The organism is Saccharothrix sabaoui, assembly GCF_051756985.1.
Taxonomy (GTDB): domain Bacteria; phylum Actinomycetota; class Actinomycetes; order Mycobacteriales; family Pseudonocardiaceae; genus Actinosynnema.
In genome coordinates, this window is sequence record NZ_JBPKJK010000223.1 from 1 (window position 1) to 12220 (window position 12220).

The window sequence follows — 12220 nt, forward strand, 5'->3', positions numbered from 1 at the left end:
CCGCACCGGAACCGCTCCTACCTGGCCGAGCAGGTGGGCGTCATGCCCGCGCCGGAACCGGTGGCCTGGTAGCCGAACTCGGTCGACTGCCCCGCGGCGACGGAGCCGTTGAAGCCGACGTTGGTGAACTCGACCGCGCCGCTGTTCCCGCTGCGGTTGCTGTTCCACGAGTTCGTGACGGTCGCCCCCGCCGGCAGGGTCATCGCGACCGACCACCCGGTGATCGGCGAGGAGCCCGCGGTGACCTTGACCGTGGCGACGAACCCGCCCGTCCACTGGTTGAGCGACACCGACGCCGTGCAGCCGGCACCGCCCGGCGTCGTCGTGGTCGTCGTGGTCGTCGTGGTGGTGCCGGTCGTCGTGGTGGTGGTGCCGGTCGTGGTCGTGGTGGTGGTGGTGGTGGTCGTGGTGGTGTCGCCGGGTCCGTCGGTGAGGGTGGGGGTGGTCCAGTCGCGCCACTGGGCGAGGTTGCCGGTGGCCTTGCTGTGCATCTGGATGCCGCCGGTGAAGGTGCCGGTGTTGCGGAGGAACTTGCCGATGGCCTGCTGGAGGGGGGTGCGCCATTCGGAGCGGTTGGCGCAGTGGGTGCCGTCGGAGACGTTGGAGTGGTAGAGCAGGTTGCTGCCGGCGCCGAGCGCCTTGTAGACCTCGGCGCCGCCGAGGGCGGCGACGGAGGCGGAGCGGGGGCCGAGGTTGGCGATGTGGGGGTTGTCCATCACGAACAGGCCGCGGGGGGCGACCATGGCGACGAGGGAGTGGGTGTCGATGGGGAGGCCGTTGGGGTTTCCGGTGTAGGAGCCGAAGGCGTCGCCGAACCAGGGCTGCTCGCCGTAGGCGCTGGAGAGGGTCTGGCCGCCTTCGGCGTTGACGCCGCGGTAGATCGGCAGGCCGGCGGTGCCGGACTCGATGGGCATGGTCAGGGCGACGCGTTGGTCGAGCACGCCGATGGAGAAGGCGGCTTTGCCGTAGCGGGAGCAGCCGGTGACGCCGAAGGCGTCGGGGCGCAGCACGGTGCCGCCGACCTGTTCGACGACGTCGATGACGCGGGAGGCGCCCCAGGCCCAGGCGGCGAGCAGGCCGGTGGTGCTGGTGTTGCCGTAGAGGGTGTAGAAGGCGCCTTGTTTGTTGGCGCGTCCGGTGCCCTCGCGGCCGACCGCGATGGGGTCGTAGCTGATCACGGCGGCGCCGGCGGCGCGGATGGCGGCGGTGTCCGCGCCGAAGCCGCCCACGACGAGCACGGCGGGGAACGGGCCGGTGCCCGAGGGCAGTTGCACGCCCGCGGAGAAGCTCGCGGAGCGCCCGTTGTGCGCGACGTTGACCGTGATGTTCGTGCCGGACACGGTGCCGGTGACCGTGGCGGGTTTGGCGGGCTTGTCCCCGTAGACGTAGCGCTCGGCGGTCTCGCGGATCTCCGCGCGCCGGCAGCGCCAGTCCGCCTTCGAGGTGATGCGGGTGCCGTTGACCCTGGTGAACGGGTCCGGCAACCGCGAGTTCGACGGCGACGAGCCCGGCAGCGACACCGCGCAGTCCGCCCCGTCGTCCTCCACCGCCGCGGCCACCACCTCACCCGCCGCCCGCGCCGGCGCGGTTTTCGCTATCAGGGTGGCCGATCCGACGACCGTGAGCGCCGCTACCGCTGACATGACGACCGCCGAACGTATCTTCGCGCGGCCCGAACCGATGATCACCCTTGATCTCCTTCCGGGCGGTGGGGGGGGCGACGGCAGCGGCCGATGGCCCCGCGTGCCGACGGCCTAAAGTTTCGATGAGGTTCTCGAAACATGTCAATGCGCCATTCCCCCACCGGTCTCACATGGCCATCACGCCACGTGAAGCCCCCGGCGCGTCTCACGTGGACGGATCACGGGCGGGGCCGCACCCGCGTCCACCGGCGACCGCCCCGCTCGGACCTCGGGGTGGTGGCCGCGACGCAGCGCGGGCACAGCGCGACGACCTGGTCCGCGGTCTGCGCCAGCCACACCGCGTCCGACCACGGGACGTGCCGGAACCGGCCGAGCCGGCTGCGGCTGAGCGCCAGCCCGCACAGCGTCTGGTTGGTGCCCGGCTCCCAGGCGTGCACGTCGCCCGACGGCTGCCGGACACCGTCCTCGTCGACCCACTGGCTGGACGCGGCGACGCACGGTTGAGGACTCACCCCGGCGGTGTACCCGCCGCGGCGCGGACGACACGGACCCCGTCCCGCCGCGCGGAACGACCGGGCGGCACACTACCGACGTGACGAAGCCCGCCGTCGACCCCGCCGGCGCGCGGTCGACCGTCCTGCGCCGCTACTGGCAGCACGTCATCGAGTTCGCCCTGCTGCTGCTCGCCACCCTGCTCGCCCTGGTCCCGGGCGTCCTGGTCGCGGTGGCGGTGATCCGGCTCGGCGGGCCGCCGGGGGCGTTCACCGTGCTGCCCATGGCCGCGATGGTGGTGGTCGCGTTCCTCGGCACGCTGTGGATCGAGGTCTGGTACCCGCACCGGCACGGCGGTTCGACACCCGCGATGCGGTGGCTGGGCCTGCGGATCACCACCCTGCGCGGCGGCGTGCCGTCCCTGCGGGACTACTCCGTGCGCTGGGTGCTGATGGCGGTGGACGGCATGCTGCTGGGGCTGGTCGGCGCGGTGCTGATCGCGGTGACGCCCCGGCACCAGCGGCTCGGGGACCTGGTGGCGCGCACGGTCGTGGTGCGCGTGGTCACCCGACCGGGCGCGGTCACCCGACCGGGCGCGGTCACCTGACCAGGTCGTTGCGCCAGGCCCACACGGCGATCTCGGTGCGGTTGCGGGCCTCGATCTTGCCCTGCACGTTGGCCAGGTGCGACTTCACCGTGGACAGCGAGATCCGCAGCCCGCTCGCGATCTCCGCGTTCGTCCGACCGCGCGCCACGGCCAGCACGACGTCCAGCTCCCGCGCGGTCAGCGGCACGTCCGGCGCGGCGCGCCCCGTCCCGGCGGTGAAGTGCCGCAGCAGCCGCACCGTCACCGACGGCGAGACCATCGCCTCGCCCCGGGCGGCGGCGTGCACCGCCTCCACGAGCAGCCGCGGCCGGATGTCCTTGAGCAGGAACCCGCAGGCGCCGGCCAGGAGCGCCGCGTACACGTTCTCGTCCACGTCGTAGGTCGTCACGACCACCACGCGCAGCGGGTCCTCGACGCCCGGCCCGGCCAGCAGCTCGGTCGCCCGCAGCCCGTCGAGCCGGGGCATCCGGATGTCCATCAGGACCACGTCGGGGCGCAGCCGCCGCGCCAGCCGCACCGCCGCCTCGCCGTCGGCGGCCTCGCTGATCACCTCGATGCCCGGGTCGGCGTCGAGGATGAGCCGGAACCCGGTGCGGACGAGGGTCTGGTCGTCGGCGACGAGCACGCGGATCGGCATCAGGTCCCCCTCGGCAGGTGCTCGAACGGGTCGTCGTCCGGTCCCAGGGGCACCCGCGCGGTGACCAGCCACCGGCCGCCGGGCCGGGGACCGGCGGCCAGCGCGCCGCCCAGGGCCTCGACGCGCTCGGCCATGCCGGTGAGGCCGTAGCCGACGCCGACGGGTCCGGCGGGCACGCCGTCGTTGGCCACCTCCACCACCAGCTCGCCGTCCTCGACGCGGGCGGCGACCCCCACGCCGGTGGCGCGCGGCGCGTGGCGGCGGGCGTTGGTCACCGCCTCCAGCACCACCCGGTGCAGGGCGTCGGACACCTGCGGCGGGAGCGCCAGCGCCTCGACGTCGTCGGCGACCTCCGCGGGCGCGGCGCCGGCCGCCGTGCGCAGCACGTCCCCCGCCCCGCCGCCCGGCGCGGGCAGCGGGTCGTCGCTGCTGCGCAGCAGGCCGACCAGGCGGCGCGTCGCGGTCAGCGCCTCCGCCGCCGCCTCCTCGATCTCGCCGTAGACCTCCTGCGGGTCCTGCACGGGGGCGAGGGGGTTGCCCGCCAGGACCTGCGCCGCGCGGGTCCGCACCACGATCCCGGTGACGTGGTGCGCCACCAGGTCGTGCAGTTCACGGGCCAGTCGCAGCCGGTCGTCGGCGCGGACCCGCTCCAGCTCGCGGCGGTGGCGCGCGTCGGCGTCGCGCAGGACCAGGCCGAGCGCGAGCGCCGCGCCCCAGGCCAGCGCGGCGGCCACGGAGAACAGCGTCGCCGGCGCGTCCGGGCCGTGGCGCGCGACCGGGGCGAGCACGACGGCCGCGCCGGCCGCGACCGCGACGACCGCCGCCCGCACCGGGGGCAGCCGGCGGCACCCGGCGCCGACCAGCAGCACGGCGGCCACGACCTCGGTCACCACCGGGTGCGCTGCGGGCGGCCCGACGAGCAGGGCGCCGAGCGTGCTCAGCAGCGAGAACCCGACGACCGCGCCGGCCAGCGGCCCGACCCGCCGCGGGAACCTGCGGCGCAGCACCGCGAGGACGGCCACCGCGGCGCCCGCGGACGGCAGGACCGCGGTGAGCAGCGGGGCGAGCGGCCCGCTCGGCACGTCCGCGCGGGCCGCGAGCACGCTGTCCGCGACCGTCGCCGCGAGCAGCACGACGACCTCGGCCACGAACACGCTGCGCCGTGCCGGCGGTCCCACGGCGGTCATGCGGGCATTCTCCCGCTCCCGGGGGCCGCCGCCTACCGGGTCCGCCCGACGGCGGCGAAGTAGGCGTTCGACGCGGGCAGGTAGGCCAGCACCAGCGCCGTGACGGCGACCACGCCGCTCCCGTAGCCCGCGGCGTTGCCCTCGCCGGTCACCAGCGACACGACCTGGACCAGCGTGAGCACCGCCAGCACGACGCGCGCCCGGTTGCGGCCCGCCCTGAGCTTGAACGCCAGCCAGAGCTGGACGAGCGCCACCAGCAGCGCGATCCCGGCCGCGAGGCCCAGCGCGACGGTGGCGGCGCCCTGGACCTGCTCGTCGGGCATCGACGGCGCGCCGGACCGCACGGCGTCGACGACCTGTTCGCGCGAGCCGATCAGGAGCGCGATGGTGGCCGGCGCGGTGACGGCGGAGACGAGGAAGCCGAGGAACGCGGCGACGACGGTGGTCGGCGGGGTGGCCCTGTTCGTTGTGGTGGTCATGATCGGCAGCGTAGGGCGGCCCGGAAAGCCTTGCAGCGCAACGGGATTCCGCCTAGTACTTTCGGCCGGGGCGGCACCCCGCGACCCCGGCCTGAAGGACCAGGCGCGGGACCGCCGCGCGCCCGGTCCACATCGGACTCCGCGGGCCGGGGCACGTCGAGCTGGTCACGAGGTCACGCCCGGCCGCGGTGGTCCGCACCGCTCCCCCGGGTCTGCGCCGCGACCTCGACGTGTCCCCGACGGGGGTGATCGGCGGGCTCAGCCGAAGATCGCCCGGACCCGCTCGGCCTCCGCGCCGTCCAGCCAGTGCACGTCGAGCCGCTCCCCGTACCAGTCGAGCACCGCCGCGGAGAGTTCCGCCCACGCGTCCTCGACACCGGGGTCGGCGCGGTCCTCGTACCGCCACCCCGAGGACTCCTCCGCGTCCGGGCGCACGAGGGCCATGTCCACGTAGGTGATCGGGTGCGGCGACGGCCTCATCGCCGGCACGGTGACGAGCAGGTACCCCTCGAACCGGCCGTCGCGCCGGACGGCCGCGACCCGGTCGGCGAACGGGAAGACCTGGCCCGCGCGTTCCACGCGCACGAGCCTAGGCGGCGCGCGGCGGGCCGTCGACGGGCACGGGTCCCCCGCCCGCGCCCGGTCAGCGCGACCGGGCCACAGCCCGCTGCCGCCCGGTCAGGCCCGAACGGGGTCCCCCGTCCACACGACCGGGTCGCGGGTCGCCCGCGCTCCGCCGTCGGCCCACGACCGGCCGACCGCGACCCGGGCGGGGCGCGCCCTCCCCGCCGGCCGGGGCACGCGGTGCACGGCGCGGGCGGCGGCTTCGAGCCGCAGCGACACCTCCTGCTCCTGCCACACCACGACGTCGAACGTGCCCAGGTCCCGCAACGCGGTGAACCCGTGGTCGGCCGAGGCGACCACGAACGAGCGGCAGCCGCGGGCGTGGACGTACCGGGCGTGGGCTAACAGCACCTTCTCCGCCGCGTCGGCGCCGGGCGGCACGACCCAGGTGCAGACGCCCATCTCGGCGAGCACGCTCACCACGCGGTCGGCGGCCGGGTCGTCGCGGCTGTAGCCGGCCATCGCGTGGTGCACCGGGCCGGCCGCGTCCAGCAGGGCGCCGATGCGGGTGCGCACCAGCCCCGGGCTCGGGTTGACCGGCCCCAGCACGTTCTCCACGTCGATCAGCAGCACTTTCGTCTCGCTCACCCGACGATCTTCGACCGGGCGCGGCGCGCGCGGTGGGACCACAACCCCATCAGGTGACCGGGACGCGGCGGGATCGGCGCGCGGCCGGGCCCGGTTCCCCGCCGTGAACCCGCTGGACGGGCGCGGCCCGCTCGGCCACGCTGTGGTGCGCCGACCCCCGACGGGTGATCCGGCCGGGGGAAGACGGGCGGGGAGCGACCACTTCCCGGCGTCGGCGGTGTCCACCCCTCCGAGGGGACCACCGGAGAGGGGGAGGACCACCATGCGAGGAGTCCCGCAGGTCGACGACCTGCTGGTACGGGCGCGGCAGGGGGACGGCGAGGCGTTCCGCGACCTCGTCGAGCCGTACCGGCACGAGCTCCAGGTGCACTGCTACCGCGTCCTCGGTTCAGCGCAGGACGCCGAGGACCTGCTCCAGGAGACGCTGCTGGCGGCGTGGCGCGGCATCGGCGGGTTCGAGGGCCGCGCGTCGGTGCGGACCTGGCTCTACCGGATCGCGACCAACCGCTGCCTCAACGCCCTGCGCGACGCCTCCCGCCGCCCGTCCGCGGACGCGGCACCCGTGCCGGAGGTGCCGTTGCCGGAGCCGTCGCGCCGCCGGGCCGAACCGAGCTGGCTCACGCCCTACCCCGACGCGCTGCTCGACGAGGTCGCCGACCGGGCGCCCGGCCCGGAGGCGCGGTACGAGGCCCGGGAGTCGGTGTCGCTGGCGTTCCTGGCGGCGTTGCAGCAGCTGCCGCCGAGGCAGCGGGTCGTGCTGGTGCTGCGGGACGTGCTCGGGTTCCGGGCCGCCGAGGTGGCGGACCTGCTCGACGCGACCGAGGACGCGGTGAACGGCGCGCTGAAGCGGGCCCGGGGCACGCTGGCGCGGGAGCTGCCCGCCGACCGGGAGAGCGCGCCGCTGCCGGGCTCGCCCCGGGAACGCCGGCTCGTGGCCGACTTCGCGCGCGCGTTCGAGGCCGGCGACGTGGACGCGGTCGTGGCCCTGCTGACGGACGACGCGTCGCTGACCATGCCACCGCTGCCGCTGGAGTACCTCGGCCGGGAGGCCGTCCGGCGGTTCCTGACCGAGGCCGCGCTGAGGGGTTGCCGCGGCCACGTGCTGATCCCGACCCGGGCGAACGGCCGGCCCGCGTTCGGCTGCTACCTGCGCGACCCGAGGACGCCGTTCCTGCACGCGCACGGCCTGCTGGTGCTGGACCTGGCCGGGGACCGGGTGTCCGGGATGACCCGCTTCCTGGACAACTCGCTGATGGCGTCGTTCGGTCTCCCGCGCTCGCTGCGCGTCCGGGACCGCGCGTGGAGTCCCCACGGGCGGCGAACGCCGCACCACGAAGAGAAGAAGGAGGACGTCGATGTCCGCTGACCTGGCGGAACTGAAGGCCCGCGCCGAACGGCTCCGCGAGCTGCACCGCGGCGAGCTGCTCGTGCTGCCCAACGCCTGGGACGCGGCCAGCGCGGCGATCGTCGCCGGGGCGGGGTTCCCCGCCGTCGCCACCGCCAGCGCCGCCGTCTCCGCGGTGCTCGGTCACCCCGACGGCGAGGGCGCGCCGTGGCAGGAGATGTTCGCCGCGGCCGGCCGGGTCGTCCGGGCGGTGGACGTCCCGGTCACGGTGGACGCCGAGGCCGGGTACGGCATGGCGCCGCGCGAGCTGGTGGACCGGCTGCTGGAGATCGGCGCGGTCGGCTGCAACCTGGAGGACACCGACCACCGGGCGGGTGGCCTGGTCGAGGCCGGCGCGCACGCCCGGTGGCTGGCGGACGTCCGCGCGGCGGCGGACGACGCCGGGGTCCCGATCGTCGTCAACGCCCGCGTGGACGCGTTCCTGCCCGGCGCCGGGGTGCCCGGACCGGACCGGCTCGCGGAAGCCGTGCGGCGGGGGCGGCTCTACCTGGAGGCCGGGGCCGACTGCGTCTACCCGATCGGCGTGCGCCGCCGCGAGGACGTCGTCGCCCTCGTCGCCGGGCTGCCCGGCCCGGTCAACGGCAACACCGGCGACGAGCTGGACCTGGCCGCGCTGCGGGAGATCGGCGTGGCGCGGGTGTCCTACGGCCCCCGCTTCCACCGCGCCGCCATGGCCGACCTGAAGGCCGCGGTGGAGAAGCTGCGCTGACCTCCGGGACGGCGCGGTCCCGGTCCCCGGGCGGGGGTCGGGCGTCACCGGGCGGGGGTCAGGCGTCACCGGGGGGAGTCAGGCCGGGACGAGCCGCAGGCGGAACCGGGTGCGGGTCTCCTCGGCCCGGTGCCCCTCGCCGCACGCCAGCGGCGCGTCCGCGGGGGCGTCCGCGAAGCGGTAGACCGACCTCGGGCAGGCGGGGTCGGGGCAGCGCCCGAGGTACGTGCTGTGGCCCACCGCGGCCTTCGCGTTCCCCGGCGCCCCCGCGCCCCAGTCCGCCACGCCGGCCGCCGTGCCCAACGGCACGGGACTGACCACCGGCGGGCGCTGCGCGCCGAGGTCGGTTGCCGGTTCAGCCGTCATGCGATCGCCCTCCGAACGATTCAACTGAATGCGCGCATCTTAAGTGGATTACGCGCGGCAAAGGCAACCGAACGCCATCGATGCAGGTAGAAGGCGGGATTTTTCGCGACACAGGATGACCGGAGCCGCAGTGGTGCGGACCGCCAAGTCGGTGAAATACCGATTCAACTTAATTCGACAACTCTCCTGATACTTCTCACCGACCTGCGGACCGGCGATCCGGGCGGCCGACCGCGCCGCGACCGGCGGAAAGCGTGATCGAGTACCGATCGGGGTACCTGATGTCCACCGTGAGGGTCACGGTGGAGGTGAGAGGCCCGGCAGGTGAGCGATGGCACTCGGTGAGGTCAGGTCCGCCGGGATCGGCGTGGGATCGGTGGTGGACGCGGTCGGCTCCGCCGTGACCGCCGTGGTGGGCCTCCCCGCCGCGATCGTCTCCGGCGCCGCCGCGCTGTGCTCGCCGACCGCGCTCGTGCGGACGCCCGCCGGGCAGCGGGTGCTCGGGTTCGCCCACGGCGCCTTCGGCGAACTCCCCGCACCGCGCCGCGACGCCTCCTGCCCGGACACCCTCCCGGCGGCGATGTCGGTGCGGTCGGACCACCGCCGCGTCCGCCTCGACCCGGCGTCGCTGGCCGCGGCGTTCCCGGCGGCGACCGGCCGGCTCGTGCTGTTCCTGCACGGCCTGGTGGACACCGAGCGCTCGTGGTTCCCCGCCGGGCGGCCCGGTCGGCGGCGGGCGGGCACCGACTTCGGGCGCGGGTTCGCCGCCGAACTCGGGTGCACGCCCCTGCACCTGCGCTACAACTCCGGCCGCCACGTCTCCGACAACGGCCGCGAGCTGGTCGACCTGCTCGACGAGCTGGTCGCCGCCTGGCCGGTCGAGGTCACCGACGTCGTCCTCGTCGGGCACTCGATGGGCGGCCTGGTCGCGCGCAGCGCCGCGCACCGCGCCCACGAGCGGGCCGCGCCGTGGGCGTCCCGGCTGACCCGGGTGGTGTGCCTGGGCTCGCCGCACACCGGCGCGCCCCTGGAGCGGGCCGTCGCCCGCACCGCGGAGGTGCTCGACGGGCTGTGGCCGGCCGCGCCGCTGTGCCGGCTGCTGGCGCTGCGCAGCGACGGCATCAAGGACCTGGCCGAGGGCTACCTGCACGAGCACCAGTGGCGCGGCGTCGACGACGGCGCCCCGCCGCCGAGCACCGCGCTCCCGCCCGGCGTGCGGCAGCTGTTCGTGGCGGCGACCCTGACGTCCTCGCCGGACAGCGCGCTGGGCCGCCTCGTCGGCGACCTGGTGGTGGACCCGGAGAGCGCCGCCGCCCCCGACCAGGAGGCCGACCGCTGCCGGGTGGGCGGGGTGAGCCACTTCGCCCTCCAGACCCACGACGACGTCTACCGGGCCGTCCTGGACTGGCTGCGCGAGACCGACCCGGCCCCCGTCCCCGCCGAGCGGACCCCGGAGTGCACCGACCCGGCCCCCGCGAGCACCAGGTGCGCGTAGGTCTCCTGGGGCGCGTCACGTCCCGGGAATGACCGAAACAACATTTCACTTGTTCGAACGCACATGATTTGCGACCATCCCTCACGTGAAGAGCCCCGACCGGCACCGCGAGATCATCAGCAGGCTCCGCACCGACACCCAGGTGTCGGTCGCCGAGCTGGCGGCGGTCACCGGCGCGTCGGAGATGACGATCCGCCGCGACCTCGACCTGCTCGCGGCGTCCGGCGTGCTGCGCCGGGTGCACGGCGGGGCGGTCCTGGTCAGCCCGGCGGGCGTCGAGCCGCCGTTCACCGCGCGCACCGCCACCGCCACCGCCGCCAAGCGCGCCATCGCCGCCGCCGCCGTCGGGCTGATCCGCGACGGCGAGACGATCGTCCTCGACAGCGGCACGACGGCGCTGGAGGTCGCGAAGCTGCTGCGCGACCGCACGGTCACCGTGATGCCCCTGTCCCTGCACGCCGCCCGCGAGCTGCTCGACGCGCCCGACGTGCGGCTGCTGCTGCCCGGCGGCGAACCGAGGCCCGGCGAGCTGGCGATGGTCGGCCCGCTGGCCCTGGCGTCGCTGCGCGCGCTGCGCTTCGACGTGGCCGTGCTGTCGCCGTGCGCGCTGGGGCTGGACTCGGGGCTCACCGCGCACGACCTCGCCGACGCCGAGGTCAAGCAGCAGGCGATGGCGGTGTCCGGGCGCACGGTCGTGCTGGCCGACGGCACGAAGTTCGACCGCACCGCGCTCGCGCACATCTGCCCCGCCGACCGGCCGGACGTGCTGGTCACCGATCCCGGAGCCCCCGAGGGGGCGCGGCGCGAACTGGCCGCGCGCGGGGTGCTCGTGCACGTAGCCGAACGACTGGAGAACCCGTGACGACCCCCCTGCCGCGCGCCGCGCGCGTCGCGACCTGGATCTACTTCACCCTCAACGGGTTCGCCATGGGGCTGTGGGTGGTGCACATCCCCAACGTGGAGGACGCGGCCGGCATCTCGCACAGCACCCTGGGCGGGCTGCTGCTGGTGCTGGGCGCGGCGGCGTTCGCGGGCATGCAGGTCGCCGGGCCGCTGGCCGACCGGGTGGGGCAGCGCAAGCTCCTGCCCGCGGCGGGCGTGCTGCTCGGCGTCGCGCTGTTCTTCCCCGGCCTGGCGGACTCGTGGTGGACGCTCGGGCTGGCCCTGGTGTGCTTCGGCTTCGGCAACGGCACCATCGACGTCGCGATGAACTCGCACGCCGTCGTCGTCGAACGCGCCTACCCGAGGCCGATCATGGCCTCGTTCCACGCCATGTGGTCGATCGGCGGCGCGTTCGCGGCGCTCGTCGGCGCGGCCACCCTCGGCGCGGGCGTGCCCACGGCGGTGACGCTGAGCGCGTGCGGCGCGTTCACGATCGTGGTGTCGCTGGTGACCGGGCGGTTCCTGGTGGACGGCCGCCCCGAGCCGGAGGAGGCCGCGTCGACGGTGCCCACCGCGAAGCCGTCGCCGAAGCTGGTGTGGCTGCTCGGCGCGATCGCGTTCGCGATGATGCTCGCCGAGGGCGTGGCCAACGACTGGGCCGCCCTGCACGCCGAGGACGTCCTGGGCACGTCGACCAGCACGGCGGCGTTCGCGTACGGCTCGTTCGCCGTGGCGATGACCATCGGCCGCTTCGCCACCGACCGGGTGTCCGCGCTGGTGGGGCCGGTCGCGATCGTGCGCTACGGCGCGGCGCTGGCGGCGTTCGGCCTGGTGCTGGTCATGCTCGTCCCGTGGCTGCCGGCGGTGCTCGCGGGGTGGGCGCTGTTCGGCCTGGGCCTGTCCGGCAGCGTGCCGCAGCTGTTCAGCGCGGCGGGCAACCTGGACACGCGCTCGTCCGGCGCGCTGATGGCCCGCGTCGTGGGCCTGGGCTACGTGGGCCTGCTGGCGGGCCCGGCGGTGATCGGCGGCCTGGCCCACTGGGTCCCGCTGAACCTGGCGTTCGCGGTGCCGGTGGTGCTGTGCGGGCTGGCGGTGGCGTTCGCGGG

The 12220-nt window shown here is 75.5% G+C and carries 14 protein-coding genes; 6 read left to right on the top strand and 8 right to left on the bottom strand.

What is annotated here, in order from left to right:
* Positions 1-17 precede the first annotated feature (17 nt).
* The gene (locus tag ACR807_RS38370; RefSeq protein ID WP_438926434.1) at positions 18-1643 is read right to left on the bottom strand and encodes a glucuronyl esterase domain-containing protein; all 1626 of its coding nucleotides are present in this window, start codon (positions 1641-1643) and stop codon (positions 18-20) included.
* 218 nt (positions 1644-1861) lie between these two features.
* Positions 1862-2155, bottom strand: coding sequence for a hypothetical protein (locus tag ACR807_RS38375; protein WP_438926435.1), 294 nt, complete (start codon positions 2153-2155; stop codon positions 1862-1864).
* An 80-nt stretch (positions 2156-2235) separates the two neighbouring features.
* Here ACR807_RS38375 and ACR807_RS38380 point away from each other — a divergent pair, with 80 nt between their 5' ends.
* Positions 2236-2742, top strand: coding sequence for an RDD family protein (locus ACR807_RS38380; RefSeq protein WP_438926436.1), 507 nt, complete (start codon positions 2236-2238; stop codon positions 2740-2742).
* On the opposite strand, the gene ACR807_RS38385 is transcribed toward ACR807_RS38380, so the two are convergent.
* The 5 genes from ACR807_RS38385 to ACR807_RS38405 all read right to left on the bottom strand — a co-directional run bounded on the left by ACR807_RS38385 (position 2735) and on the right by ACR807_RS38405 (position 6257).
* A complete protein-coding gene (locus ACR807_RS38385; RefSeq protein WP_438926437.1) occupies positions 2735-3379 on the bottom strand; it encodes a response regulator in 645 nt (214 codons plus the stop codon). The genes ACR807_RS38380 and ACR807_RS38385 overlap by 8 nt on opposite strands.
* Positions 3379-4566 carry a sensor histidine kinase gene (locus tag ACR807_RS38390; RefSeq protein ID WP_438926438.1) on the bottom strand — a complete coding sequence of 396 codons (1188 nt, stop codon included), beginning with the start codon at positions 4564-4566 and terminating at the stop codon, positions 3379-3381. Before ACR807_RS38390 ends, ACR807_RS38385 begins: the two co-directional genes overlap by 1 nt.
* A 32-nt stretch (positions 4567-4598) precedes the next feature.
* Positions 4599-5045, bottom strand: coding sequence for a hypothetical protein (locus tag ACR807_RS38395; RefSeq protein ID WP_438926439.1), 447 nt, complete (start codon positions 5043-5045; stop codon positions 4599-4601).
* Between the two features lie 258 nt (positions 5046-5303).
* On the bottom strand, positions 5304-5624 hold the full coding sequence (locus ACR807_RS38400; protein ID WP_438926440.1) for a hypothetical protein: 321 nt from the start codon (positions 5622-5624) through the stop codon (positions 5304-5306).
* A gap of 99 nt (positions 5625-5723) precedes the next feature.
* The gene (locus ACR807_RS38405) at positions 5724-6257 is read right to left on the bottom strand and encodes a hypothetical protein (protein ID WP_438926441.1); all 534 of its coding nucleotides are present in this window, start codon (positions 6255-6257) and stop codon (positions 5724-5726) included.
* 262 nt (positions 6258-6519) lie between these two features.
* Between ACR807_RS38405 and ACR807_RS38410 the strand changes: the two genes are divergently transcribed.
* Both ACR807_RS38410 and ACR807_RS38415 read left to right on the top strand, forming a co-directional pair.
* Positions 6520-7623 carry a sigma-70 family RNA polymerase sigma factor gene (locus ACR807_RS38410; protein ID WP_438926442.1) on the top strand — a complete coding sequence of 368 codons (1104 nt, stop codon included), beginning with the start codon at positions 6520-6522 and terminating at the stop codon, positions 7621-7623.
* Positions 7613-8371 (top strand): isocitrate lyase/PEP mutase family protein, encoded by a 759-nt coding sequence (locus tag ACR807_RS38415; RefSeq protein WP_438926443.1) that lies wholly within the window; start codon positions 7613-7615, stop codon positions 8369-8371. The genes ACR807_RS38410 and ACR807_RS38415 overlap by 11 nt, the downstream gene beginning before the upstream one ends.
* Before the next feature lie 78 nt (positions 8372-8449).
* On the opposite strand, the gene ACR807_RS38420 is transcribed toward ACR807_RS38415, so the two are convergent.
* Positions 8450-8737 carry a hypothetical protein gene (locus ACR807_RS38420; RefSeq protein ID WP_438926444.1) on the bottom strand — a complete coding sequence of 96 codons (288 nt, stop codon included), beginning with the start codon at positions 8735-8737 and terminating at the stop codon, positions 8450-8452.
* Between the two features lie 331 nt (positions 8738-9068).
* Here ACR807_RS38420 and ACR807_RS38425 point away from each other — a divergent pair, with 331 nt between their 5' ends.
* From ACR807_RS38425 to ACR807_RS38435, 3 genes are all read left to right on the top strand, one after another.
* Positions 9069-10232 (top strand): lipase family alpha/beta hydrolase, encoded by a 1164-nt coding sequence (locus ACR807_RS38425; RefSeq protein ID WP_438926445.1) that lies wholly within the window; start codon positions 9069-9071, stop codon positions 10230-10232.
* Between the two features lie 85 nt (positions 10233-10317).
* The gene (locus ACR807_RS38430; RefSeq protein WP_438926446.1) at positions 10318-11094 is read left to right on the top strand and encodes a DeoR/GlpR family DNA-binding transcription regulator; all 777 of its coding nucleotides are present in this window, start codon (positions 10318-10320) and stop codon (positions 11092-11094) included.
* Positions 11091-12220: MFS transporter (locus tag ACR807_RS38435; protein WP_438926447.1), on the top strand; the 1130-nt coding region annotated here is incomplete at its 3' end. The genes ACR807_RS38430 and ACR807_RS38435, both read left to right, overlap by 4 nt.